A 25,182-nucleotide genomic window follows, 5' to 3' on the forward strand; every position below is an offset into this window, starting at 1 on the left:
CCCCAGCCGGCGCCCACCGCTGCAACGCAAAGAATTCCTGCATGCCGTCTTCCCGGAATCCGGATCATTCCCCGCGCAATGCGCTCGTGGCCGGCGACCCCGTAGCGATCGAGATTGCCAGCTTCCTGCGACACCTCGAGTCCTGCTTCCGGGCGCGGCAGCGGCGCGCGCTACGTTCACCCGATGTGCCGGATGAGAATCGAGGCGTGTTCTCGCTCGAACTGTCAATCGCCAGCGTCGATCGGGACCTGTTGCACCGGGCGGCACCCGATCTCCCTCCCCAGATCGGTTTGCTTGGCCCCACTCAGGCGGGCAAGAGTTCCCTGACGAATTGGCTGTTGGGTGTCACACGCGCCGGCGTCAGCCCGCTCGCTGGCTACACAATTCATCCCCAGGGTTTCTATTGGGGCCCGGACCACGACCGTCCGGCCGAGGACCTGGCGCCTTTTTTTCGCGGGCTGGAGCGCGTGGAAGCCGAAGCGCTCAGTCGTGAGCATCTCGACCGCTACACGCTCTCGCCAGCCGCCGCAACGCTGCCGACGGGACTCGCCCCAAGTGGCTGCATTTGGGACACCCCGGATTTCGACTCGGTCGACTCCGACATTTACCGCAGCCAGGTATTGCGCATCGCCGCCCTGGTCGACTTGGCCATCCTGGTCGTCAGCAAGGACAAATATGCCGACCAGACGGTCTGGGACATGCTCGAACTGCTGGAAGCCCTGCATCAGCCAGTGCTGGTCGTCATCAACAAGATCGAACCACAGGCCAGCGAACTGGTAGTGAGCTCCTTCCACGAAAAATGGCGCGCGGTACGGCGCGACCACTCGCCCGAGACGATGACCATCCCGTTTACCGCAGGGATGAGTGAGGCCGGGACGCCGGCCGCCGTCGAGGCTCTGCTGACCACACTACGCAACCGGCTCGCATCGCCGGAGCGTCTCCGCAACGATCGGCGCCGGCAGACGCGGGATCTAGTCGCGCGCTTCTGGCCCGACTGGCTGACGCCGGTGCGCGCCGAGCAGGATGCTCAAACCGAATGGAACACCGAAATCGATGCCGCCATGAAAGAGGCGGTCGAGCGTTACACCCTCGACTATCTCGATCACCCACAGCATTACGAGACCTTTCAGCTCGCGCTGGCGCGACTGCTGACCCTGCTGGAAGTCCCAGGCGTCGGCGGCGCGCTTGCGAAGGCGCGCCGCGCACTGACCTGGCCCTTTCGGCAGGTTTCGGGTCTCGGTCGCGGCAAACACCGGGGGGAGGCCGACGATGAGGCCATGACCACTGAAGAAGCGCTGCTGCTGCAAATCGGTGAACATGTGTTGCTGCGGCTGCATCGCGTCGCGGTTGCCCGGCGCGACGCCGAAAACGGCGCGCAGGACTGGTGGGGCGACGTGGCAGAACTGCTGCGGCAGTCTCGCGCCGGCCTGCAAGCACCGTTCAGTGCGGCGCTGCGCAGTTATCTGCGCTCGTTTCAGCCGGAAGTGGAAAGCACGGCACGGGATTTGTACCAACGACTCGAAGAACGTCCCGTCGTACTGAACAGTCTCCGTGCCACCCGTTTCACGACGGATGCCGCCGCACTGGCGCTGGCACTGCATTCCGGGGGCATCGGCATGCAGGATTTCGTGATCGCCCCGGCAACGCTGGCCGTGACGTCGATGCTGACCGAAAGCGCCCTCGGGCGCTACGTCGACCGCGCCGCGGATCACCTCAAGCGCCGGCAACTGGCCGCCGTGACGGCCTTCCTCGACGACGCACTGCGTCGCCCTCTGGCGGCCTTGCCCGATCAACTCGATCCCGCGCGGCATTTTCGCGTGTCGCGGGAGCGTGTCGGCCGCATCGAAGACCTGTTGAAGGCTTATGTCTGACGACGGCGGATTGCAACAACTCCGGGACAAGGCCGTTAGCTGGAGTCAGCGGGCCGTCGTGCAGGGCTGGCTGACGGCGCAGGAGAGTGCACGCCTGGAGCGGCTTGAACATCGCTCACCCGACGCCTTGTTCGAGGGGCTGGAACGGCGACCGCTGGTCGTCGCGTTTTTTGGCGGAACGGGCGTGGGTAAGAGTACGCTGCTGAACCGTCTGGCGGGACGGGAGGTGGCGCGCACCGGGGTGATCCGGCCGACTTCGCGCGAGATCACGGTCTATCTGCATGAGTCGGTCCGGATGCGGCCGCTACCGTCCTACCTGCCCCTGGATCGGATCCATGCCATTACCCACGACAGCGAGCGGTACAAGGATGTGCTGTGGGTCGATACACCCGATTTCGACAGCATGGACCGGACCAACCACGATTTGGCGCTGCAGTGGCTGCCGCACATCGACGTACTGGTCTACGTGGTCAGCCCCGAACGCTACCGCGACGACCGGGGTTGGCGAATTCTGTTGCAGCATGAGCGTGATCACGCCTGGATCTTCGTAATCAACCAGTGGGATCGCGCCCATCCCAGCCAGCTCCCGGATTTCGAACGACTGCTCGCCGAGGGAGGCTTCGACGCCCCGCTGGTCTTTCGGACGGCATCCGTGCCTGAGAGTGCGGCGCGACCGGCCGATGACTTCGCGCTGCTCGAAGCGACGATCCGCGACTTGTCCGAACAGCGAACCATGGCGCTGCTGACCGAGCACAATCTGCAGGGGCGCTTCAATGAGCTGGCCGACACCGTTGACACCCTGGCGGCGCGTTTCGGACAACCGCAATCTTTCAAGACACTGCGGGAGAGCTGGGCAGAACTCTGGCGAGCGACCTCCGCGAAACTGCGCAAGGGCCTGCAGTGGCCCATGGACGAATTCGTGATGCGGTTCGTGAACCGCGAAGCGGATCCGCTGCGGCGATCGATGGACCTGAATGCCGCGCGGTCGGTACCCGCCGAAGGACCCGTGCTGACACTACTGTGGGATGACTGGGCTCAGCTGTGCTTCGACGATGCTCTGGACCGCTTGCTGATTGACGCGGAAACCATCGGTTTGCCGTCGCCACCGTTGCGGAACGCCTTGCAACCGCTAAGGCATCAGGCTTCGCGATGGGTGCTCGACGCGGGCCAGACCTCGCTGCGCGAGGCACTCGCCAGGCCCGGAACTCGAGGGCAGCGCCTGTTGCTGAAGCTGGCCGGACTGCTCTCGGTCATCGCCCCACTCGGCGCCACTGGCTGGGTCGCGTATGAAGTCGTCGTGCTGTACTACCGCAGCGTGCAGGCCGAAACACCCTTCCTGGGTACGGAGTTTGCGATCCATAGCGCATTGCTGATCGCCGTCGCGTGGCTTCTGCCCTATGCGGCGCAGCACAAGCTGAAACCGTCCACGGAAAAGACGGCGCGCCGGGGACTGGAACGCGGACTGGAACAGGCCTTCGACACCCTGCGTGAAGCGGTCGATGATCAACTGGACGCCGTCTCGGACACCGCCACGGCAATGCGCTCCGAAGCGGCCGACCTGATCCAACGCGGCCGCAAACCGATGGCCTTGCAGGGAACGGACCGTGCCGCGGGTTCAGGGTCTGCGGAGCGAACCCTCGCCCGGGCCCGGCGCTAGCGCGTCTGCCCAGCGAGCGCGGAGAGTCGGACTGCGGCTGCGCCGCGCGCGCCGTCATGGTCGCAGGGGGGACTCCTCTGCCCTTAGCCTTGGCGTCCCTGACTCGCCGGCGGTTTCGAATGCGCCCGCGGGCTCCGTTCCAGGGTGCGGCGCGTGGTGCGCATGTCCCGGGCAGGCATGAGCGCCCGGAAGGCCGGCGCCCGCCAGGTTGCAATAGAGGTGATCCGGGTCGCAGCCGACGCATTCGAGTTGCAGCGTGCTATGAACGATACCGTAGCGGTCGTCCAAGACCGCTTTCAACTCACAGAGGATGCGGGCCGCATCGCCGATGCGCTGGTCATCGGTAACGACATGCGCGGAAAGCATCCGCAGGCTCTTTGACAGGCTCCACACGTGCAGGTCGTGGATGCTGCGTACGCCCGGCACCGAAAGCAGATCGCGCACCATCAAGCTCATGTCGATGTCGCGCGGCACGCTTTCCAGCAGGATTTCCAGTGTTTCCTTGAGGATCAGCCAGGCGTTCCACAAGATCAGCAGGCCGATCAAGACGCTGGCGAACGGATCCAGCCAGTTCAGTCCGGTCAGCCAGATGCCCACCCCGGCGAAGACCGCGCCGAGCGTCGAGAACACGTCCCCCATCAGGTGCAGGAAGGCACTGTGCAGGTTCAGATCGTGCTCGCGCCCGTGGCTCACCAACCAGGCGGTAATCAAGTTAACGACGAGGGCCGCCGCACCGACAGCAATGAGGATGTCGGCCTGCACTTCTGGCGGTGCGCGATAGCGCTCGTAGGCCTCGTACATGACACCGAGCGCGATCAGGGCCAGCGTCGTCGAGTTGATCAAGGCGACGAGAATACCAACGCGATGGTAACCGAAGGTGTTCGAGGAATTGGCTGGGAGCGCCGCAAGGCGCATCGCGTACCAACTCAGGGCCAGCGCCATGACGTCCGTAAGGTTGTGTCCTGCGTCGGTCAACAGCGCGAGACTGTCGGCCTTGAGCCCAGCCCAGGCCTCGACCCCGACAAACACCAGCGTCAAGCCGATTGACAGCGCCAACCGAACCTGTGAGGATTTGTGATGTGCGGCATGTGTATGTCCCGATCCCACGGTTCGCGGACCTCCAGCCGCTAGCTCAATATCGGTTCACTATACCAAGTTCCCCGGGCCAGAGGCGCGATTCGGCCCGTTTCGCGTGGCTCCCACGGGGCAAGCGCGGGCGGACGGCGCCGCGCGATTCTCAGCGTACTGAACTCCACTCCACTGACTTCCGGACTTCACTCGGAGTCGAAGGGCAGGACCCGTCACAGATACGATTTGGATAACCCGACTCGCCGGGAGGATTCGCCATGGCACACTTCGCAAAACTGAGCTGCCTTTTGGGCGTGCTGGCCGCCGCCGGCGCGCATGCCGACAGCGCCCTGCAATACCGGCTGAACGGGCAACCCGATACCCACCTCATTCTGGTGAAGGACGGCAAGGTGCTGATCCCGAATCTCGACGGTGCGGATCACCATCGCGACCTGCTTTTCGACCGCAGCCTTCGGGAAGCGATTCTGATCGATCACAAGACGCAGACTTATGTGAAGGTGAACAAGCAGGCAATCGAGAAGATCAGCCGTCAGACCGAACCGCTGCAGCCGCTGTTGGCCGGGTTGGGCTCCCAGTTGAAGAACCTGACCCCCGAGCAGCGCGCCAAATGGCAGGGAATGCTCGGCGGAATCGATCTGGACAAGTTGGTGGCCGCAACCCAGACGCGGACGCCCATGCTTTTGTCAAAGCAAGGACCCGCGCGCACGGTTGGAAGTTATACCTGCACTCCGGTCACCGTGCAGCGCGGCAAGGACAAGGTCGCTGAAGTGTGTCTGTCCGACGCGCATGCGCTTGGCCTGGCCGAGGACGACTATACAACACTGCGTTCGCTACTCGATTTCGCCGAGCGCGTTGCCAAGAAGACGCAGGGGCTGAGCAGTTTGATGGGCTTCTCGATCCCGGTGGTCGAAGTCGAGAGTATGCCTGGCATTCCGGTGGAAATCCGGTCGATTGGGCGCAAGCACTCCGAACAGGCCCAACTGGCATCCGTCGGCCAACCGGGGGACGCGACGGTGGCGATGACCGTACCCGAGGGATACCGAGGAGAAGACCTCAAGCTCTGGTAGCGTCCGGAGACTAAGGACCACTGGTCTCGCGGACCGCATCGTCGGCGCGCGCGCCGCTTGTCGCTGCGGCTGCCCGCCATGCCGAACGCTGGGCAACCAGCGAGGCCGCGGTAAAGAACAGGAGCGCTGCGAGACTGATCTCGAGCGCAAGAAAGGCTCCAATCTTGAAGTAGGCAAAGGCGGGGTGGGCGAAACGGACCAGCCACCCCGCAAGTTCATCCGCCACGGCAGAGACGAAAGTCGCCCCCGTCAGCCATAACTTCAACGTCGGGTTCAGCGCCGTGAAGAGCAGCAGGTGGGTCAGCGTAAGGACCAGGATGCCCATCGAAAACAAATGGAAATGAGTCACTTCGAGCAGGCTCTGGTAACTCTTCGGCTGCGTGAACTGCTCCTCTGACCCGAGGTAATACGCGACGACCGACTGCGGCGTGAGATTCATCTTGTGAAAGTACATCAGCGCATTACTGACCCAGAAAAGCGCGATGTAGCCCAGAAACATCAGGATGATCAGATTGATCATCGACTGTCGGCGTTGCTCCCCGGTAACGAAGAAGCGCATCTACTGATTCCCTCCCGCAGGTGGTGATATCTGGTACAAGGTCAGGACCTTCCGTACGCTATCCAGTGCCGCTCGCACGCTCAACGTAGCCCCGCTGACGCCATCAACCCCTTGGTTGAGCACCAGTTCCTGCGCGGGCTTCCCCACCAGACCGTCGTACCAGCGATCGGGTGGTTTGTACTCCGGAGGCTCGTGGAATGCGAGCATGACGGCTTTGGTCAGTTCCCCGCGCGGTGACAAAACCAGCATCAGTGTCTCCGCCTGAGTGCGGACGTTATGGCTTTCGAGCGCTGCATAACCGAGCACCTCGCCTCCCCGCTGTCCCTCGTAGAAGGTGAACAGTTGGGACTCGATCTTTACCTTCGCCTTCGCTTCGATCGCGGCGACTTGCTCGTCGGTCAGGAACAGCGGGCGGGGCTCGATTACGGCGCCTGCGCCGAAAGCCAGTTCGAAGGCCTCGTCCTTGGCGTAGTAGACCACTGCCGCGGCATCGCCGACACCAAGACCCCAAACCAGAGCGGTGAGCGGAATCCATCTTCTCAAGTTTCGCGTGTTCACACCGTAAGTTCGTCTTGGCTCGCTGGTTCGACCCGATTAATAGATGAAGCCCACGCCGAGGTTGAACTCGTCAGGAACCCCCCCGGACTGCGCGCCGATATTACGGTAGTCGGCCTTGATCACGATGTTGGGATGCGGTTTATAGGTCAGACCGCCCTGGTAGATGGTACGGTTCCAAAAGCCGTTGTCGGAGAACCCGCGAGGCGCGGCGGCGATTGTATCAAAGCGCTCGAACCGGAAAAACGGCGCCAGAAACTGCGTCGACGTGGGCCACAGAAAGGGCATCACGTCGTAGGCCAGTTCCGCATAGTAGCCATAGTTCTGACTCCCGATCGTCTCGCCCTTCTGCGCACTGACGAGGGAAGCATCGCCGATATGACCCCAGGCACCGAGTGCTCGGAACTCCAGACCGCGGTAATGCCACTGCACATGCCCCTCATAGAGCTGCGTCAACACATCCGCCTTCCGGCCCACGAAGGTCGCCCCCTGGCCGGCATCGCCGACAAAGGCCGATCCGCCGAAAAACATCCCCGTGAGCGCTTCCGGCGCGTAATCGAAGCGCCCTACGAAAGCCCAGTCTTCCGCGACGGCCCGACTGCCGCTCTGCCGGCTGTCACGAATGCCGGCCGAGGTAAAGCCGGTATCGGCGGTGGTTCCGGCGTTCAGACTGTTCACGCCATAGACTCGATAGGTCAGGCCCGGCAGCGCCTCGCCATGCAAACCGGCACCCACTTCGCGCCAGGTCGTCGGGATGATGTAACGCTCGACATCAGGCCTCCGGTTGCCGTGGAAGAATAGAGGCTCGTGGATTTCGTTGATGAATCCCATGGGCATCAGCATCAGACCCGTCCTGATGTTGACCCGCTCATCCAGCAGAAAGTCCAACTGCGAGAATTCGACCGAGACCTCACCCCTGTCCTCCGCGCCGGACCCGGTCGTGCCATGCTCGAACTCGATCTCGCTGTTCAATACGATCCAGTCGTTGAACTTGTAGCCAGCGTAAAGGACCAGACGGACGAAATCGACCTCGTCTCGACGTCGTGTATCTCTTTCGTTCTGAAAGTTGGTGTAAAAGTACTCACCGTAACCCCCGATCGACAAGCCTCGCTTGACCATATAGACCTGCGAAGCCGCCGGCCCCATACCGTAAAGACTTTTGTACTCGCGCTTGTCCGGGATGTTCAGTTGCGTCTTGAGCTTCTCGACCTCGGTCGCCAGGATGTCCGTCTTTCGCTCCTGTTCGGTCTTGCCGGACTTCTTGCTCGACGTTGCGGGCGGCTGGCCAGCCGGTTGCGACGTGGCGCCGGAGGCCTCCTGCGAGGCGACCGCCGCACCGCCGCCGGCAGGCGCCGTCTCCTTTGCGGCCTCAGCCGGAGCGGGCGCCCCGCTGATTTTCTTCTTCAGTGCCTCGATCTCGCGCTGCTGCTGCTGGATGATCTTCCACATGTCTTCCATGCTGGCCGGCATGCCAGCGGGTATGGCGAGAGCATCGTCGGCCAACGCGGCTAACACGGCAGCCATTACCGTCCCGACGGAACGAGCAATGGTGGAGGAATGGGTCATGAGAGGGTCTCCGTATTGGACTACCCCCTCATTAAACAGTAATTGTTCTCAACAGGCAATGGCTCGTGTTTAGATACGAATACTGCTTGAGAATGTCGTTACGCCTGTAGCGCCTACGACATGCCGTCCGGTAGACGGGCCTTGTAGCGGGACTCGTAGCCCGGTGCCTGACACTGCGACTTCAAATCGTCACCAACCAGCGGCAGTTCGAAGCAGAAGGCAACCGGGCGGGCAGCGGAACCCTCACACCAGAGCACCCCGCCATCCCGCTCGATGGTACGCCGCGCGAAACTCACGCCGCGCCCAGACGACGCGGCCTGAACTGCTTGCATCCCGGCTAGAGTCCCTACTGACTCGCACTCGGGCGTCACGGCGGCAGCAGTGTCCTGAGCGATCCAACAACGCAGCACGTTGCCGCTTTTCGGCTCCGCCCGAAACAGTAAGTGCCCACCCCTCGGCATGCTCTCAAGCACAGCCCGGGTCAGCGCGAGACAGACATGGAGGTAGGCGAAGCGGTCGCCGTCGACCACGAGATCGACCTCGGGGCAAGCGATCTCGACCGAGCAATCACGATGGCGGAGTGTCACGGACAACAGGATCGCGAGGTCGTTGAAAAGCTCCCGCCAGTCGAATGGCGAAGCCTCGACCGCATCCGGGATCGATAAGTGGACCCAGATCGCGACCAACTGGCGAATGCGGTCGAGCTGGATCTGTAATGCGTCTACAGCGCTGCGCGCCTGTGCGTTAGCTGGCCCTTGGCCGCATTGGAGTTTAAGGAGTTCGACATTCAGGCCCGCAGCCTGCAGCGAATTACCCACATCATGCGCCCAGCCGGGACTCGCGAACAGCAGTGCCTCGGCGATCGACTCCGTATCGGGAACGGCAAACGCCTCCGCCTCGGGGCTATCGATCTGATCAGAGCATTCAACGTTCATGGGCTCTGCAGTCCGTCCAACCCGTTCCGGCACAGACGGTACCATGCAAGGGGATCGCGCTCGACCCGCCACGCCATGGTATCCACTAGGGACGGTCCGCAGCTTGACGCTCATCGCTGCCGACGGCAGCAACGAGCGCGGCGAGTTCCGCAATCGACTCGACCTGCAGCTTCACCAGGATACTGGTGCGGTGATGATCCACCGTGCGCGGACTGATCTTCAGTAATTGTGCGATGTCCTTGCTGGTGTTGCCTGCCACGACGAGTTGCGCGACTTCCTGCTCACGATGCGTGAGCCGAGCATAGAGCTGTCGGGCATGCTCCTGCGCCGAGTGTCTTTCACGCGCAGCGCGATCCCGCTCCAGGGCTTCGGAGATTCGATCGAGCAGCATCGGGCTGGAAAACGGCTTTTGCAGAAAATCGGCCGCACCGGTCTTCATCGCCTGCACGGACTCTGGAACGGTCGCGTAGGCGCTCATGAAAATGATCGGCAGGTCGATCCCGTGGGCAATCAGTTCCTCCTGGACCGAGAGGCCGCTCATGCCGGGCAGCTTGAGATCGAGCAGTACGCAACCGGGCCCGCGAGCGGGCTGAAAGGCCCGAAGGAAGTCCTGCCCCGAGGAGAAGGCCGTCACGTTGTAGCCGCTGTTGCGGAGGAAAGCCGCCAGGCCAGCCCTTACCGCATCGTCATCATCGACAAGAAAGATTGTAGGTTTCACGATACATCGGGAGTCTGAAGGTACCAATCGGCTCCTTGCGGACTCCAGCCGCGCGGAACACGATGACAGACGAACCGCCCCCCCGACACGGTTCGCACGTATTGCACTGCAAGCAATGCGCACCGAATAAAGCACATTCGATGCCATCCTTTTCATGGCATTTCATTTCAACAACTTAAAAAGACCGCACCGGCCCGAGTGTAAATTCCGTCGGTCAGCTAGTCCGGAGTCTAACCCAGCCCTTCCAGCCCCGACTATTGCGCTTGTGGGCTAGGCCGTTCGCGCCATGGAGGCGCTTTGCGAGCCGTTCGGCGGCGCCATGGCCGGTCCGAACCAACCCTCTCGCGACGCCCTCCGGTGGGCCCCAAACCGCGAGGAGTTTAGCGGACGGGGAATTTTTTTATGTGATGCAAGTCTCACCTTCGTCGCCGGGCAAACAGTCAGGCTCGAGCGGCTTTGATACACACAACTAACGAGGTAAGAAATGGCTGCAACAACCATTGGCGGCGTGGCCGTACAAGACAAACCGTTACTCGACATGAAGTGGCTGACGTTTGCGTTGGCTATTTACACGGTGTTTTACATGTGGGTTCGCTGGTACGAAGGCGTCTACGGCTGGTCGGCCGGTCTGGACTCTTTTGCACCGGAGTTCGAGACGTACTGGATGAACTTCCTGTACACCGAGATCGTGTTGGAGATCACCACGGCGTCGATCCTGTGGGGTTACCTGTGGAAGACGCGTGACCGCAATTTGGCGGCACTGGCGCCGCGCGAAGAGCTGCGTCGCAACTTCACCCACCTGGTGTGGCTGGTTGCTTACGCATGGGCGATCTACTGGGGTGCTTCCTACTTCACCGAGCAGGACGGCACGTGGCATCAGACGATCGTGCGCGACACCGACTTCACGCCGTCGCACATCATCGAGTTCTACCTGAGCTACCCGATCTACATCATCACCGGTTTTGCGGCGTTCCTGTACGCGAAGACCCGTCTGCCGTACTTCAGCGAAGGTGTTTCGCTGCCGTACCTGATTCTGGTCGTCGGTCCGTTCATGATTCTGCCGAACGTCGGTCTGAACGAGTGGGGTCACACCTTCTGGTTCATGGAAGAGCTGTTCGTCGCGCCGTTGCACTACGGCTTCGTGATCTTCGGCTGGTTGGCGCTGGCGGTGATGGGTACGTTGACCCAGACCTTCTACAGCTTCACCAAGCTGATCAAGAACGATCTTTGCCCTGACTTGGCATAAACGACCGTTCTGAGTCTGATCGCGGTGCGCGTCGAGCTTTTAGGGCGGTGCGCACCGCTTTGACGAGGGCCACTGCTGATGAAACGTCGGCAGTGGCTTCATTGATGTAATTCCCTTAGAGATAAGGCTTCGTCGGCCGCACCATCACCCGCGGGTTGCGGGCGAGCCGAAACGATCACACTAAACGCGTTGCGAGGGTTAATAAAATGGCGAGTGCAGTACCACCCAGCAGAAAACCGCATGTCAAATATTCGGGTTTGCTTCTCATCGCTTTCATCGTCGGTTTGTACTTTTTCCAGAACAAGGCCGTGATGCCGTTCGTTGAGGGCGTCGTGGAATCGGATGCGTTCGACGCATCTCCCGGCGCAATTGTGGAGAAAGATCGCAGCCAGATTGCGTTGTCGCACTGCGTCGAGTTCGTTCGCGACGATCTCGGGCTGGATCATATCCTTCAATTTGGAACCGAGGAGTCGAAAGCCTGGGAAGTTGCTAGCGGCCGGTACCTCGTCAGTTCTTACGTCATCGAACAAGACGAATCTGGAAAGCAGGTTCGAAAGAATTTCGCCTGCAATGTGCAATACACGGGCGGCGACGAAATGGACCAGAGCAATTGGACCCTACAGGGTCTGGACATACGCGAAAGCTGAATCCTCGGGATAGGAAAATGGAGTGGCAGGCCCTTCTACCGATCGGCCTGTCGCACCACCTGGGAGTCGGGCCATGAACCTGCCTGGCACGCGATGTCACAGGTGCTTGCCATCCAGCGTGTTCACTGTCGCAGTGGGCGACCAAAGTTTGATTGCACGGACACCTGCGCCTTGTTACGATCACGAGGCGTTGGCTGTCGCACCTTTGGGCGGTCAAGGCGGATAGTGCGGATGTGACTTGCAGCTAAGTGCGGAGCGAAGCGCCGCTTCGACGCAGTCCCGGTAGCAGGCCGCTTTCGGATAGCTCTACGTCCTCAGGCGGCCATGGAAGTAGTAAAACAAAAACTATACCGCTGGTTGAAAATAGCCATCGGCGGCCCACTCGGCATCCTGGCGTGGAGTGTTTCCGGCGCCAGCGCCGTCGCTGTGTTGATCTGGGGAATCAAGACGGTCGCAATACCGCTGCTGATGCTCAAAACAGCGTCGTGGGGTATCTGGGGCATCGGTGTAATCAAGGAGTCGAAAACTCGATCTGGTACGCCCTTCGAGCGGGATCTCGTCAGTAAGTCTTCCCGCCGGTCCGATTGATCAGATTCCACTTACGCCGCCTAAGCGGGCAGCCTTGGGGCTGATCCCATCAGCCGGCCGCAGCGAAGGAATGTTGCCGAGCGGTTTGCTCCACCCGACGAATACGGGCAGAATTGGCGGCTAATCCCCCCTGCGCCGAGTCACCCCAAATCCCGTCATTCGCTCCAGTTCCATGTCGCGACCTCCAGCCCTGTTCAGTTATCGGAAATTTTGGGCCCAACGTTTTGGTACGGCCTACCAGCTGCCGATGACACGGCAGGAAATGGACTCGCTCGGCTGGGATGCCTGCGACATCATTCTGGTGACCGGCGACGCGTATGTCGATCATCCGAGCTTTGGCATGGCGCTTATCGGGCGTCTGCTCGAAGCTCAGGGTTTTCGTGTCGGAATCATCGCGCAACCGGACTGGAGGTCCGCCGCAGATTTTTCGAGACTCGGGCGACCCACGCTCTTTTTCGGGGTCACCGGCGGCAACATGGATTCCATGGTGAACCGCTACACCTCGGACCGCCGCCTGCGCTCCGATGATGCCTACACGCCCGACGGCCAAGCGGACGCCCGCCCGGACCGGTGCGTCACCGTTTATGCGCAGCGGTGCCGCGAAGCGTTCAAGGATGTGCCGATCATCCTCGGTGGCATCGAGGCCAGCCTGCGACGGGTCGCGCACTTTGACTATTGGTCGGAGAAGGTGCGACGTTCGGTCCTCGTCGATGCCAAGGCCGACCTGCTCGTCTTCGGCAACGGCGAACGCCCGATCGTCGAGGTCGCGCACCGCCTGGCGGCTGGCGAAGCCGTCCGCAGCCTGACCGACATTCGCGGGACGGCCGTCGTCCTGCCATGCGCGCCCGAGGGTTGGCGAATTCTCGAACCGGCCGCGCCACCGCCGGGCACATTGGGGCCGGTTGCTACCGACCCCTACGCCGAGAAACCGGTCGCGTGCGCTACGGCATCTCCGGATGAGGGATCGCGCGAAGCGGTCATCCAGATCAAGCGGCGCAACCTCCGGACGGCGATCCGTTTGCCAGACTACACCGCACTCAAGGACGACACGCTGCTGTACGCCCATGCGTCCCGTTTATTGCACCTCGAAACCAATCCGCACAATGCCCGTCCGTTGATTCAGCGGCATGGTGATCATGAGGTGTGGGTCAATCCGCCCGCATTCCCGCTGGAAACCGCGGAAATGGACGGCGTCTACGAGCTGCCCTATAGCCGAATGCCGCACAGGTCCTACGGCAGCGCGCGGATCCCGGCGTTCGAGATGATCCAGCATTCGGTGACGATCATGCGGGGCTGTTTCGGCGGGTGCACCTTTTGCTCGATCACCGAACACGAAGGACGCATTATCCAGAATCGTTCGGAGGATTCGATCATCCGCGAGGTCGAGGCGGTTCGAGACACGTCACCCGCGTTCACCGGGGTCATTTCGGATCTGGGCGGCCCCACGGCCAACATGTACCGGTTAGCATGCAAGAGTCCGGAAATCGAGCAGGCCTGCCGCCGGCTCTCCTGTGTCTACCCCGGAATCTGCCGGAATCTCAATACCGACCACGCACCGTTGATCCGGCTCTACCGGCGTGCGCGGGCCCTGCCCGGCATCAAGAAGATTCTCATCGCGTCGGGGCTGCGTTACGACCTCGCGGTCACAGACCCGGAATATGTGAAGGAGTTGGTGACCCACCATGTCGGCGGTTACCTGAAGATCGCGCCCGAGCATACGGAATCCGGCCCACTGTCCAAGATGATGAAGCCCGGTATCGGGTCCTATGACCGCTTCAAGTCGATGTTCGACCGCTACTCGCGTGAGGCCGGAAAGGAGCAATACCTGATCCCCTATTTCATCGCGGCGCACCCTGGGACACGGGATGAGGACATGCTCGAGCTGGCGCTGTGGCTCAAGCGCAATGGCTTTCGAGCCGATCAGGTTCAGGCGTTCCTGCCGTCACCCATGGCCATGGCGACAGCCATGTACCGGTCCGGAAAGAACCCACTGCACCGGATTTCGTCCGACAGCGAGTCGGTCTACGTACCGCGCGGCCACCGGCAGCGGCGGCTGCACAAGGCATTTCTGCGCTACCACGACCCCAAGAATTGGCCGCTCCTGCGCGACGCACTGCGGCGGATGGGTCGAGCGGACCTGATCGGCAATGGCCAGCGACAATTGATTCCCGCCTGGCAGCCTGCTGAACCGGGCAACGCGTCAGCGGCGCCGCGCGGATCCAAACAACCATTCCGCACGCAACACACGGGCCTCCCGGACCGCGTCAGGTCGAACAAGAAAGGCGCCGGCCGACACCGCACCGGGACCACCCGCACCCGTTAGCCCCCTGCAAGTCCCCGCACTGCGCCCCCGCCGGGAGCGCCCAACAAAAGAAGAGGATTGCCCTGCATGAAAGTCAGTCTGTTGACCGCTACGCAGAATGTCGAGAAGACGATGCCTTTCGTCTTCTATCGCTGGGTCGTTTTTCTCGCACTGGCGTTCGGCTTCATCTTCGCGGCATTGGCCGGCGCGGGAACGGCGATCGCCGTGTTCTCGCTCAGCGCGAATCCGACGCTTTTCGCTAATGTCGGTGCCGTGGCCGGCTTCACGGCGTTCGGTTGGCTCCTGCGCCGTTTCTGGGGTAGCGTCGAAACGGCGGTCGTGACTCCCCATCTGCTGCTGCTCAGCAAAGTCGTCAAGGGAGAGCTGATCCCGGCCGGCAAGGCGCAGCTGCAATTCGCGAAGCAGACAGCCGCCGAGTACCTGCCCGCGACCGCACAGCCGCGCCAGCTGAACGCAAAGGTGAGGGCCACACTGAGTGAGTTGCCGCAGCTCGCCGGACTTTCCGTCGTGCCGCCCGTTCATCCGAAACTCGCTCCGTTCATCCAACGGCTCACGGCATGGATCAGCCGCTCGAATGCGGATGCCGTGATCGCACGCGTGGGGAACACCCGGGAACAAGGTCCCTGGCGCGTCGCACAGCTTGGCATAATGAGACAGTCGCATGACCTCAAGACCTACGTGACGCAACGGGGCTACGTCGCCCTGGTCATGCTGGTCGGTTGGATCGTGGCCTACGCAGTGCTGCTGATTCCCTGCCTCAAGATCGCTGCCGCGCTCCCCTTTCCGACGAGCTTCTGGCCCTATGTCGTCGCGGCTGTGCTGAGCTGGAACCTCAAAGCGTCCTTCCTCGACCCGATCGCCCAAGCGGCGATAATCCGTTTCGATCAGGAAATGGACCGGACCGAGCCCGGACCGGCCCTGGCGACCGGACTCATGGAATCGATTCCCGAGTTTCGCGAGATCGCTTCCGGTGCCGATGCGCGAGGCTGAGCCCTGACGGCAGGCGATTCCCACGTGCTACCTCAGGCAACGCGGCATCCGGTGACGCCGCGGCCGCTTCATGCCCGGATTTGACTTTGGCCGCCGATCCGATAGATTTGACAAGCTTTACTTCAGGGTCTTACCCGATGCGTATCGAACAAGAAGCACTGACCTTCGACGACGTTCTTCTGGTGCCCGCCCACTCGGCCATCCTGCCTCGCGACGTGGCTCTGGAAACGCGTCTGACGCGCTCCATCTCGGTCAATATCCCGTTGCTCGCAGCGGCCATGGATACGGTGACCGAATCCCGCCTCGCGATCACGATCGCCCAGGAAGGCGGCATCGGCATCATCCACAAGAACATGTCGGTCGAGCGACAAGCCTACGAGGTGCGCTGCGTCAAGAAGTACGAGAGCGGCGTCATCAAGGAACCGATCGCGGTGGGACCGCAGACGACCATCCGCGAGGTCATGGAACTGACTCGCGAAAAGCGCATTTCCGGCGTCCCCATCGTTGAAGGCGATGCGCTGGTCGGCATCGTGACCAGCCGCGACCTGCGCTTCGAAACCCGGCTCGACGAGCCGGTCACGAGGGCGATGACACCGAAAGAGAAACTTGTCACCGTTGTCGAGGGCGCCAGCAAGGAAGAAGCGATACGGCTGCTGCACCAGCATCGCATCGAGAAGATTCTGGTCGTCAACAAGGACTTCCAGCTGCGCGGTCTGATCACGGTCAAGGATATCCAGAAGTCGAAGGACTACCCTAAAGCCTGCAAGGACGATCAGGAACAGCTGCGTGTCGGAGCAGCGGTCGGGACCGGAACCGGCACGGAAGAGCGCGTCGAGGCGCTGATCGAGGCCGGCGTGGACGTCATCATCGTCGATACCGCTCACGGCCATTCGCAGGGCGTCCTGGACCGCGTTGCCTGGGTAAAGCGGCACTTTCCCGCGGTACAGGTGATCGGCGGCAATATCGCAACCGGCGATGCCGCCCGCGCGCTGGTCGACGTCGGCGCGGATGCCGTGAAGGTCGGCATCGGCCCCGGCTCGATCTGCACGACCCGGATCGTCGCCGGCGTGGGGATTCCGCAAATCACAGCCGTTTCCAATGTCGCTGCGGCGCTGGAAGGGACCGGCGTACCATTGATCGCCGACGGCGGCATTCGCTACTCGGGCGACGTCGCTAAGGCACTCGCCGCAGGCGCGCATACGGTCATGATCGGCAGCCTGTTTGCCGGGACCGAGGAAGCGCCCGGCGAAGTGGAACTGTATCAGGGACGCTCGTACAAGTCCTACCGCGGCATGGGTTCACTGGGCGCGATGTCGCAGCAGCAAGGTTCCAGCGACCGTTACTTCCAGGAATCGGCCGAAGCCGAGAAACTGGTCCCGGAAGGGATCGAAGGTCGGGTGCCGTACAAAGGCACGCTCGGCGCCATCGTGCTGCAATTGCTCGGCGGCGTCCGGGCAGCGATGGGCTATACCGGCTGCCGCACGATAGAAGAGCTGCGGACCAAAGCCCGCTTCGTGCGCATCACCAGCGCGGGCATGCGCGAAAGCCATGTCCATGATGTGGCCATAACGAAAGAGGCGCCCAACTACCGCCTCGACTGACCGATCCACTGCCTTCCCGCGTACTTCATGTCCAACATCCATCAACACCGGATCCTGATCCTGGATTTCGGTTCGCAGTACACCCAGTTGATCGCCCGCCGCGTACGCGAGATCGGGGTCTACTGCGAAATCCATGGCCACGCCGCCAGTGACGCGGCGATACGCGAATTTTCCCCGCGTGGCATCATCCTGTCGGGAGGTCCCGAAACCGTGCTCGGTGCCGACGCCCCGCGCGCCGCCGACGCGGTGTTCGACCTCGGCGTTCCCGTGCTTGGCATCTGCTACGGTATGCAGACCATGGCCCAGCAACTCGGGGGTACCGTCGAGGCCGCAGCCCACCGCGAATTCGGGTATGCGCAGGTGCGCGCCCGCGGGCATTCGCAGCTGCTACGCGACATCGAAGACCACGCCACACCCGAGGGTTATGGCCTGCTCGATGTGTGGATGAGCCATGGCGATCAGGTCGCGGTCTTGCCACCCGGCTTCAAGCTGATCGCCAGCACCGATACCGCGCCCATCGCCGGTATGGCCGATGAGGCGCGGGGCTTCTATGGTCTGCAGTTCCACCCCGAAGTCACACACACGCGCCAGGGCAAACGGCTGCTCGAACGTTTCGTAAAGGAAATCTGCGCCTGCGACACACTGTGGACTGCCCGCAACATCGTCGACGACAGCGTCCGTACGATCTGTGAACGCGTCGGCAACGACCAGGTCATTCTGGGCCTGTCCGGCGGCGTCGATTCATCCGTCGTTGCGGCCTTGCTGCACAAGGCGATCGGCGATCGCCTCGTCTGCGTTTTCGTCGATACGGGCTTGCTGCGTCTGAACGAAGGCGATCAGGTCATGGCGACCTTCACCCAGCACATGGGGGTTCGCGTCGACCGCGTCGACGCCGAGGAGACCTTTCTCTCGGCGCTGGCCGGTGTGGAGGATCCCGAGCAGAAGCGAAAAATCATCGGCCGCCTTTTCGTCGAGATCTTCGAAGCCGAATCCGCCAAGTTCGCAACCGCCCGCTGGCTCGCACAAGGCACGATTTATCCGGACGTGATCGAGTCGGCCGGCACTCCGTCCGGCGGCGCGCACGTCATCAAGTCGCACCACAATGTCGGCGGTCTGCCCGAGCGGATGAACCTCAAGCTGCTCGAACCGCTGCGCGAACTCTTCAAGGACGAGGTCCGTCAGGTCGGTCTGGAACTCGGGCTGCCCTACGACATGGTGTTCCGACACCCGTTTCCCGGGCCCGGCCTGGGCGTCCGCATCCTCGGCGAGGTCCGGAAGGCGTATGCCGACCTGCTGCGCCGGGCCGACGCGATCTTCATCGAAGAGCTCGTCAAACATGACCTCTATGCCAAGGTGAGTCAGGCCTTCGCGGTGTTTCTACCGGTGAAATCCGTCGCGGTAATGGGTGATGGACGGCGCTACGACTATGTGATCGCGCTGCGCGCGGTCGAAACCATCGATTTCATGACCGCGCGTTGGGCCCACCTGCCCTACGAATTCCTCGACATCGTCTCGCGCCGGATCATCAACGAAACCCCCGGCATTTCACGGGTCACTTACGACATTTCCGGAAAGCCGCCGGCGACGATCGAGTGGGAATAGGCAATCCGGTTACGTCCACGATCGAGACGGACGACGAATTGTGGATGGCCCGGGCGCTCGAACTCGCGCGCTGCGCCGAGGCCCTGGGTGAGGTTCCGGTGGGCGCGGTGCTGGTCAGGGAGGGGCGGACCGTCGCCGAGGGCTTCAACACACCGATCCGACTGTCCGACCCCACGGCCCATGCCGAAATCGTTGCGTTGCGGGAAGGCGGCCGGAGCGAGGGCAATTACCGGCTCGTCGGTTGCACGCTCTATGTGACGCTGGAGCCCTGCGTCATGTGCATGGGCGCCATTCTGAATGCCCGGCTGCAGCGCCTCGTATTCGGCGCGACGGATCCGCTGCGCGGCGCCGTCTGCAGCCAGTTGCAACTGACCGACGCAAGCTTCGCCAATCACCGCGTCGCGTACCGCGGCGGGGTCCTGGCCGAAGCTTGCGGGCAGGTGCTCAGGAACTTCTTTCAGACCCGGCGATAGCTTCCCAGGACTCGTACTCCACGCTGCAGACGACGCCCGGCACTACTCTCCCATCTGCAACAAGAGACCGCGCTTCCGGGCGATGTGAAAGCCCAGCAACAGCACGCCCACGCCCAGCCCGAGATAGATCACATTCAGACCCACGGCGGCCCAGAAATGATCCGCAGAAAAATGGTGTTCCTGCATCGTTGCCCGCATGCCTTCAAAAACATGCGCCGAAGGCAGCGACAGCGCAATTCCCTGCAACCACTCCGGCAATGTCGCGATCGGATAGTAGATTCCGCTCAGCGGCGCGAAGGCGAAGATGATCGCCCAGGCCAGGCCTTCCGCTCCCAGCCCCCAGCGCAACACCATCGCAACGACCATCAGCCCGATGGACCAGCCCATGACGATCAGGTTGACGAAGAACGCGAGCAGCGGCAACCCCATATCGAAGATCGAGTATTCGTACAGGAGGATTGCCAATCCTGCCGCGGCCCCGACGCCGATTAACGTCCGCAGCATGCTGATGACTAGCAACGCCAGAATCAGTTCGATCGGCCGCAATGGGCTGACGAACAGATTGCCCAGATTGCGCGAATACATCTCCTCGAAGAAAGGCAGCGCCACGCCGAGCTGCGCGCGAAACAGCACATCCCACAACAGCACGGCAGCGATGAGCAATCCCGAGACCTCGGCTAGCCAATGCCCCTGCCCGACCAAAAACTTGCTGATCAGTCCCCACAAGATCATCTGCACGGTCGGCCAATAGGCCAGCTCCAGCAGGCGCGGCCATGAGCTCTGCATCAGGTACAGGTATCGGACGATAAGGGCCAACACCCTGCGGCTGGCGCCGATCATCGCGCAGCTCCCTCCGGTTGGCGTTCATCGCCACGCGCAATGTCGATGAAGACTTCCTCCAGATTGGACCGTCCATAGCGCTGCAGCAGCGAGGCGGGCGTTCCACGGTCGACGATGCGCCCCTTCCTCAACATGACCACATCGTCGCACAGCCGCTCGACCTCGAACATATTGTGCGATGCGAGCAGCACCGTGGCTCCGATTCGGCGTTGGTAGTCGCTGAGCCAGCCGCGGACGCGGTCCGCCGAGGCCGGATCCAGGGATGCCGTCGGTTCGTCCATCAGCAGCACCCGCGGCTCGTTGATCAGCGACTTCGCCAGCGATACGCGGGTCTTCTGTCCCGCCGACAGGGAACCGTACTTGCGCTGCCAGATTTCATCGAGATCGAAGGTCCGCGCCACTTCGCGCAGGCGCTCGCGCCGGCGACGGATGCCGTACAGGCGAGCGTAAACGTCGAGGTTTTGCGCCACCGTCAGCCGGTGCGGGAGATCGACATAAGGCGACGTGAAATTCATTGAGGGCAGCACGGCATGCCGATGCCGGATCACATCCGTGCCGAGGATCCGCACCTCGCCGGAGGTGGGCAATAGCAGCCCCAGCAGTATCGATAGCGTGGTCGTCTTGCCGGCGCCGTTGCCGCCGAGAAGGGCACAGGTTCCTCCTGCCGGCACGCTGAACGAAATCCCGTCCACTGCATTGACCTGTTTGTACTGCTTTCGCAGGTCGCGCACGATGATCGCGTGTTCCATCACAGCTCCGGCGTTCTCCCTTTTTGCGGCTCAGCGGCGCGTGTATCGGTGCTTCACTCCGGCAGGAAAGTACTCCGGGTCTTCGAAGCTTCGAAGCGTCACCGTCGGCCATTGTCGTTCCAGCGGGACGTAGTTGGCAAACTCGCTGTTGATCCGCCGCAGTTCGCGCTGGACCGACCCGGCGAGCCCGGCAACATCGACGGCAGCGGGATCGATGCCGGGCGCAAGCTCCACGACCAGGCTCAGGAACGTGTCGCCCGTTGCGGCTTCGGGGACCTGCAACACGAACTTGCCGGTCAGCCACCTGGCGAATTCCGGGGCTTCCAGGCCGACCGTGACGTTCTCGGGATAGATGTTGGCGCCGTAAAACGACACGGTGAAGTCCGCTCGGCCGAAGACATAGACGAAGGGCAACGGGCGCGCCGAACCGTCCGCAGGAAAACCGAAGTCTTCAATCGGTGGTGCGCCAAAGTCGCTGAGCCGGGCCCGCATCTCGTCGAAACCGACCAGGCCACCCCGGTCGGCAATATGGTATCGGACCAGCGGCACGCCACCGTCGCCGGTCACGACCAGCGTGTTGTCGTAGGTCTCGAAATAGCGGCTGACTGGATCGTATTGCACCAGCGTCGGCAGTCGCGACTCCCCGAACAACTCCCGGGCCGCAGCGGGATTCGCCGCAAAAAAGCGGCGGATCGCGATGCTCAGGGGCGTCTCGTTGCCCAGAACGCCCCCGTCGGCGGTACCGTAGAGCGACGCCGTCGACCGGCACAGGTCGACTCCACCCGCGCGGGCACAGACCAGGGCGCGCCACTCCTCGCTGAACACTTCGCCCGCAAATACCATCCGGATGTTGTACGCTGTCCAGTCGACCCCCGCGGCCTTGCCGGCATCGAGCACATCCTTCACGAAGGGCGGATAGCCCAGCAACACCGTCTGGTCGAAATGCGGTGCCAGTTCCTCGACGACCCGAAAAATCTCGTCCTTCTTGTTGCCGGGTGTCGCGACGGTGATCGGATAACCCTTCTGTGCGAGCAGCCAGAGGCAGGAGGTGGTGTAGATACCGCCGACCCAGTTGCCCAGCGCGAAGCAGACGATCGCCAAGGTGCGACGCCGGTGCGCGTCGAAGCCGTCTCTGAAGACCTGTTCGAAACGTACGGCAACGTCGTGCTCCAGCGCAGCGGAACGCGGCCAGAATGTGGGACGCCCCGTGGACCCGGTGGATACCGCGACCCGATCGAAGACGCTCAACTCACCGCCCCAGCAGCGCGCGGGCAGCGGGTAGCACTGCATGTAGCCCGGCTTCGTCATCAGCGGCAGCCGCGCGAAGTCTGCGTCCGCGCGCGGCGCGGTGGGATCCACACCGTGGCTGCGCAGAAACTCCCGGTAGGCCGGCACCTTGTCGATAACGGCAGCCGCCAGTGCCGCCGCCGCGGCCGCGCCTGCGCTCTCGGTATGACCGGCAAGCAGTGCGTCGAGCGGTTCGGTCAGAAAGGTGCTGGGCATTGCGATCGCCGTCCTGAGAACTACCATGGTCCGGACAGCGTCGGTCGGCAGACCGCCATTCCCCTACCGACAGGCAGAGACAACGGAAGCGGCAGCCAAAAAAACGCCAAGGTTCCGGGATCGGAGGATTGTATCTCATCCCTCGAACCACACTCAGCGCGCGAGGTATCGAGCTCATGGCGCTGCATAGCTCGCGCGCCAACGCTAGAACGTGCCCTATCGGCGGGCGAAGTCGCAACCCGCACATCGGCGTCGACGCCTTTTGCGTTAAACTTGTGTCCCGCGTGAGAGGTCGACGTGTCCAGGGCCGGACGGACTTCCCATCGATCATCAAGCGGCATCGAAGTTACGCGGCCCCGCGTCGGCACCATCGCCCCTTTGGGGCGGATACCCCCTTAGACGGCCCCATCAATGCCTTCCTGTTCCTGAAGAAGATGCGTGAGACATTCATTGCTCCGGCAGGCTTGCCCACCGTGCGAAGTGCTTCGTCACCAGTCCCGGATCGATATGCCGGACCGACCGTTCCCGGTCTTGCCGCCGCCCGGGCCGTGGGCCTATTGGTGCTGCTGTTTGTCGGCATCAGCGCCCTGCCCCGGTTGGCACTGGCCCAGGTCAGCGTGGGCGGAACGATCACCGCGCCGATGCTGCTGGCGCAGTATGACGACGAGGACGACGACGAGGACGACGATGATGGGGACTACGGGGCCGGCAGTGCATCGCAACCACGCGCCTACACGCCTCCCGCACGGAACTATCACTACGATACTTACCGCGCCCCCCAGCGCGCTGCGCCGCACCGCGCCAAACGACACCCTCCAGCCCGGAAACCGGTACATCGATCCCGATCGACGCGCCATGTCGCAGCATCCCACCGCGCCCGGGCCCATCACGCACAGCGACCTCATCGGACCACTCGCGGGCATGTGACCCGGCATCGGCCCGCGCAGGCTCACGCCCGCCATCGTCACGCGCACGCCGCCCATCGCCACACGGGGTCTCGCGCTGCCGCACGGCCGGCATCGCACCGCAGCGCAACGCGGCATGCTGCGCGCCGACACACCGCGGCGACCCACTATCGGGCTAAGGCGAGCCATCGCAAGGCGGTCGCGTCGAGATCGCATTCGAACCATCGCGCATCGCTCAAGAAATCCGGCCAGCATCGAGCGGCCCGCCACGGCTCGTCTCGGCGCTACACGCAGCAAGGAAGGCATAGCCACTCGCGGCAGCGGGACAAGCGGCATGTCGCGCCACAGAGCCGAAGGGCTCACACCAAGAGCACGCGGCGCGCTGCAAGCGCGTCGAAAGCACGCGCGCGCGACCGCGCGACGGGACAGCGGCGGCCCGCGCGTCATGGTCACGCGGCCGCCGGCAAGGCCAGACCCGCCGCGCACACCAAATCCACTCGCTCGGCAAAGCCAGGCCATGGGCAGCGCCGGGGGCAGTTAAACCCATCGCCAAAATCCCGCGCCAAAGCTCCGGGCCGGCCATCGCGCCACACTGCCGCACGCAGCGGCGGCCGCAGCCCTGCAGCGGCGAAGAACGGACGAACCCGCACGACGGCACGCTCATCGAGCCGCCCGCGGGCGAAGGGTAAACAACGCGCCCATCGATGACAGCAGATGACTCGCCACTGAAGGTTCAGGAATTCTGTAGCTCGATGACCCTGTTGACCTTGACCGTCCGCTGCGCGGCGGCGATCGGCGGCGGGGCAGCCGCCTCCATGATCATCGCTCGCGCGTTCGCATAGACCGGTAGCGGCGAGGAGTCGCCCGTATCGACCCGCAGCGTAACGATGCGTTAACCGCTTCGGCCCAATTCTCGGGTGACCAGATCGGCCCGCTCCTGAAAGGCCTTCAATGCCGCCGCGATCAGGCTATCCTCGACCTCCCGCATCCGTTCCGGCGAGACCTGATACGCGATTGATTCCAGGCTCAGGTCGCGCTGAAACTCTCCCAGCAATGATCCAAGCAAGGCGGCATCCCGGCATTCCAGTCGGAGCGACTGCCGGACCCGCCAGCCGCTCACCCGGGCCTTCTGATGGACCGCCTCCGTCCGCCAATCCAGCGTCTGTGCCGAGATCCCCGGAACCTGTTGTAAACGTTGGAGGGCTTTCGCTACCGATTGATTGACCTCATTGGCCAGCGGTGCAGCCACCGGTCCCTCCAGTTGGCAAAACAGCACCGCCACGAGCATATCGTTCGGTGCTTCCGCTGAAGCCGAAGCCATGAACTCGACGTGGTCACAGCTCAATGCCCCCCTCCCTATTCTCGGCACATTCACTGCCCCTGTCCCCAAGGGCAATGAACAGGGCCCAACCCGGTCTCCTCAGACTCACCCCATGCCTTAGGCTGACGTCTGCAACGCGCAGCACCGCGGCGGGCCAGCCAGCCGACCCTTCACTGACAGACGAGGATGGATGCCCGGCTCCCCTCGAATCAATACCCAGGGCTTGGAGTACCCGGAGCGACCGCCGGCAAGTCCGGGGCCGCGGCTGCGACAACGCCATTCCACAACCAGTTTGCACGGTCTTTCCGCTTTCCCCAGAACATCCTCTTTACGCGAGAGCCTGGTGTTTTTGCGAACTTTTTACTCGCACCTGACTT

21 protein-coding genes are annotated in these 25,182 nt (G+C 62.7%); 11 read left to right on the top strand and 10 right to left on the bottom strand.

Annotated features, from left to right (window positions below; genetic code table 11):
* Positions 1 to 41: 41 nt before the first annotated feature.
* Both BWR02_RS12260 and BWR02_RS12265 read left to right on the top strand, forming a co-directional pair.
* Positions 42 to 1,871, top strand: a complete 1,830-nt coding sequence (locus tag BWR02_RS12260; protein ID WP_139558052.1) for a GTPase — start codon at positions 42 to 44, stop codon at positions 1,869 to 1,871.
* Entirely contained in the window at positions 1,864 to 3,528 is a 1,665-nt protein-coding gene (locus tag BWR02_RS12265; RefSeq protein ID WP_139558053.1) for a GTPase, read from the top strand. The genes BWR02_RS12260 and BWR02_RS12265 overlap by 8 nt, the downstream gene beginning before the upstream one ends.
* A gap of 54 nt (positions 3,529 to 3,582) precedes the next feature.
* Here BWR02_RS12265 and BWR02_RS12270 read toward each other — a convergent pair whose 3' ends face one another.
* Positions 3,583 to 4,584, bottom strand: coding sequence for a cation diffusion facilitator family transporter (locus BWR02_RS12270; protein ID WP_236102202.1), 1,002 nt, complete (start codon positions 4,582 to 4,584; stop codon positions 3,583 to 3,585).
* A gap of 290 nt (positions 4,585 to 4,874) precedes the next feature.
* Between BWR02_RS12270 and BWR02_RS12275 the strand changes: the two genes are divergently transcribed.
* Entirely contained in the window at positions 4,875 to 5,684 is an 810-nt protein-coding gene (locus tag BWR02_RS12275; RefSeq protein ID WP_139558055.1) for a hypothetical protein, read from the top strand.
* Positions 5,685 to 5,694: 10 nt separating this feature from the next.
* Here the strand turns inward: BWR02_RS12275 and BWR02_RS12280 are convergent, their stop codons facing one another.
* The 5 genes from BWR02_RS12280 to BWR02_RS12300 all read right to left on the bottom strand — a co-directional run bounded on the left by BWR02_RS12280 (position 5,695) and on the right by BWR02_RS12300 (position 10,017).
* Complete coding sequence (locus BWR02_RS12280) at positions 5,695 to 6,243, bottom strand: Aq_1264-related membrane protein (protein WP_139558056.1); 549 nt, start codon at positions 6,241 to 6,243, stop codon at positions 5,695 to 5,697.
* On the bottom strand, positions 6,244 to 6,801 hold the full coding sequence (locus tag BWR02_RS12285) for an FMN-binding protein (protein ID WP_236102204.1): 558 nt from the start codon (positions 6,799 to 6,801) through the stop codon (positions 6,244 to 6,246).
* A 36-nt stretch (positions 6,802 to 6,837) separates the two neighbouring features.
* Positions 6,838 to 8,364, bottom strand: coding sequence for a hypothetical protein (locus BWR02_RS12290; RefSeq protein ID WP_139558057.1), 1,527 nt, complete (start codon positions 8,362 to 8,364; stop codon positions 6,838 to 6,840).
* 113 nt (positions 8,365 to 8,477) lie between these two features.
* Positions 8,478 to 9,299 (bottom strand): ATP-binding protein, encoded by an 822-nt coding sequence (locus BWR02_RS12295; RefSeq protein WP_139558058.1) that lies wholly within the window; start codon positions 9,297 to 9,299, stop codon positions 8,478 to 8,480.
* A gap of 85 nt (positions 9,300 to 9,384) precedes the next feature.
* A complete protein-coding gene (locus BWR02_RS12300) occupies positions 9,385 to 10,017 on the bottom strand; it encodes a response regulator transcription factor (protein ID WP_162560123.1) in 633 nt (210 codons plus the stop codon).
* A gap of 484 nt (positions 10,018 to 10,501) precedes the next feature.
* On the opposite strand from BWR02_RS12300, the gene amoC reads away from it, so the two are divergent.
* The 8 genes from amoC to tadA all read left to right on the top strand — a co-directional run bounded on the left by amoC (position 10,502) and on the right by tadA (position 19,487).
* Complete coding sequence (gene amoC / locus BWR02_RS12305; RefSeq protein ID WP_139558060.1) at positions 10,502 to 11,263, top strand: bacterial ammonia monooxygenase, subunit AmoC; 762 nt, start codon at positions 10,502 to 10,504, stop codon at positions 11,261 to 11,263.
* Positions 11,264 to 11,469: 206 nt separating this feature from the next.
* The gene (locus BWR02_RS12310; RefSeq protein WP_139558061.1) at positions 11,470 to 11,910 is read left to right on the top strand and encodes a hypothetical protein; all 441 of its coding nucleotides are present in this window, start codon (positions 11,470 to 11,472) and stop codon (positions 11,908 to 11,910) included.
* Between the two features lie 324 nt (positions 11,911 to 12,234).
* Positions 12,235 to 12,498, top strand: coding sequence for a hypothetical protein (locus tag BWR02_RS12315; protein WP_139558062.1), 264 nt, complete (start codon positions 12,235 to 12,237; stop codon positions 12,496 to 12,498).
* Positions 12,499 to 12,670: 172 nt separating this feature from the next.
* Positions 12,671 to 14,821, top strand: a complete 2,151-nt coding sequence (locus BWR02_RS12320; RefSeq protein WP_139558063.1) for a YgiQ family radical SAM protein — start codon at positions 12,671 to 12,673, stop codon at positions 14,819 to 14,821.
* Between the two features lie 66 nt (positions 14,822 to 14,887).
* Complete coding sequence (locus BWR02_RS12325) at positions 14,888 to 15,811, top strand: hypothetical protein (RefSeq protein ID WP_139558064.1); 924 nt, start codon at positions 14,888 to 14,890, stop codon at positions 15,809 to 15,811.
* A gap of 137 nt (positions 15,812 to 15,948) precedes the next feature.
* A complete protein-coding gene (guaB, locus tag BWR02_RS12330; protein WP_129884091.1) occupies positions 15,949 to 17,412 on the top strand; it encodes an IMP dehydrogenase in 1,464 nt (487 codons plus the stop codon).
* Between the two features lie 27 nt (positions 17,413 to 17,439).
* The gene (gene guaA, locus BWR02_RS12335; protein WP_139558065.1) at positions 17,440 to 19,014 is read left to right on the top strand and encodes a glutamine-hydrolyzing GMP synthase; all 1,575 of its coding nucleotides are present in this window, start codon (positions 17,440 to 17,442) and stop codon (positions 19,012 to 19,014) included.
* Positions 19,005 to 19,487 (top strand): tRNA adenosine(34) deaminase TadA, encoded by a 483-nt coding sequence (gene tadA / locus BWR02_RS12340; protein WP_268921417.1) that lies wholly within the window; start codon positions 19,005 to 19,007, stop codon positions 19,485 to 19,487. Before guaA ends, tadA begins: the two co-directional genes overlap by 10 nt.
* Before the next feature lie 42 nt (positions 19,488 to 19,529).
* Here the strand turns inward: tadA and BWR02_RS12345 are convergent, their stop codons facing one another.
* The 4 genes from BWR02_RS12345 to BWR02_RS12360 all read right to left on the bottom strand — a co-directional run bounded on the left by BWR02_RS12345 (position 19,530) and on the right by BWR02_RS12360 (position 24,829).
* Positions 19,530 to 20,327 carry an ABC transporter permease gene (locus BWR02_RS12345; protein WP_139558066.1) on the bottom strand — a complete coding sequence of 266 codons (798 nt, stop codon included), beginning with the start codon at positions 20,325 to 20,327 and terminating at the stop codon, positions 19,530 to 19,532.
* The gene (locus BWR02_RS12350) at positions 20,324 to 21,076 is read right to left on the bottom strand and encodes an ABC transporter ATP-binding protein (protein WP_139558067.1); all 753 of its coding nucleotides are present in this window, start codon (positions 21,074 to 21,076) and stop codon (positions 20,324 to 20,326) included. The genes BWR02_RS12345 and BWR02_RS12350 overlap by 4 nt, the downstream gene beginning before the upstream one ends.
* Before the next feature lie 30 nt (positions 21,077 to 21,106).
* Positions 21,107 to 22,579, bottom strand: a complete 1,473-nt coding sequence (locus tag BWR02_RS12355; protein ID WP_236102206.1) for a phenylacetate--CoA ligase family protein — start codon at positions 22,577 to 22,579, stop codon at positions 21,107 to 21,109.
* Between the two features lie 1,797 nt (positions 22,580 to 24,376).
* A complete protein-coding gene (locus BWR02_RS12360) occupies positions 24,377 to 24,829 on the bottom strand; it encodes an SIMPL domain-containing protein (protein ID WP_139558069.1) in 453 nt (150 codons plus the stop codon).
* Positions 24,830 to 25,182: the final 353 nt, after the last annotated feature.

Origin of the sequence: Methylotetracoccus oryzae (assembly GCF_006175985.1) — a bacterium.
Lineage (GTDB): Bacteria > Pseudomonadota > Gammaproteobacteria > Methylococcales > Methylococcaceae > Methylotetracoccus > Methylotetracoccus oryzae.

Coding starts and splice junctions, on each gene's coding strand:
- BWR02_RS12260 (WP_139558052.1), top strand. CDS start 42: ATGCCGTCTTCCCGGAATCCGGATCATTCCCCGCGCAATGCGCTCGTG.
- BWR02_RS12265 (WP_139558053.1), top strand. CDS start 1,864: ATGTCTGACGACGGCGGATTGCAACAACTCCGGGACAAGGCCGTTAGC.
- BWR02_RS12275 (WP_139558055.1), top strand. CDS start 4,875: ATGGCACACTTCGCAAAACTGAGCTGCCTTTTGGGCGTGCTGGCCGCC.
- BWR02_RS12280 (WP_139558056.1), bottom strand. CDS start 6,243: ATGCGCTTCTTCGTTACCGGGGAGCAACGCCGACAGTCGATGATCAAT.
- BWR02_RS12290 (WP_139558057.1), bottom strand. CDS start 8,364: ATGACCCATTCCTCCACCATTGCTCGTTCCGTCGGGACGGTAATGGCT.
- BWR02_RS12295 (WP_139558058.1), bottom strand. CDS start 9,299: ATGAACGTTGAATGCTCTGATCAGATCGATAGCCCCGAGGCGGAGGCG.
- amoC (WP_139558060.1), top strand. CDS start 10,502: ATGGCTGCAACAACCATTGGCGGCGTGGCCGTACAAGACAAACCGTTA.
- BWR02_RS12310 (WP_139558061.1), top strand. CDS start 11,470: ATGGCGAGTGCAGTACCACCCAGCAGAAAACCGCATGTCAAATATTCG.
- BWR02_RS12315 (WP_139558062.1), top strand. CDS start 12,235: ATGGAAGTAGTAAAACAAAAACTATACCGCTGGTTGAAAATAGCCATC.
- BWR02_RS12320 (WP_139558063.1), top strand. CDS start 12,671: ATGTCGCGACCTCCAGCCCTGTTCAGTTATCGGAAATTTTGGGCCCAA.
- BWR02_RS12325 (WP_139558064.1), top strand. CDS start 14,888: ATGAAAGTCAGTCTGTTGACCGCTACGCAGAATGTCGAGAAGACGATG.
- guaB (WP_129884091.1), top strand. CDS start 15,949: ATGCGTATCGAACAAGAAGCACTGACCTTCGACGACGTTCTTCTGGTG.
- guaA (WP_139558065.1), top strand. CDS start 17,440: ATGTCCAACATCCATCAACACCGGATCCTGATCCTGGATTTCGGTTCG.
- BWR02_RS12345 (WP_139558066.1), bottom strand. CDS start 20,327: ATGATCGGCGCCAGCCGCAGGGTGTTGGCCCTTATCGTCCGATACCTG.
- BWR02_RS12350 (WP_139558067.1), bottom strand. CDS start 21,076: ATGGAACACGCGATCATCGTGCGCGACCTGCGAAAGCAGTACAAACAG.
- BWR02_RS12355 (WP_236102206.1), bottom strand. CDS start 22,579: ATGCCCAGCACCTTTCTGACCGAACCGCTCGACGCACTGCTTGCCGGT.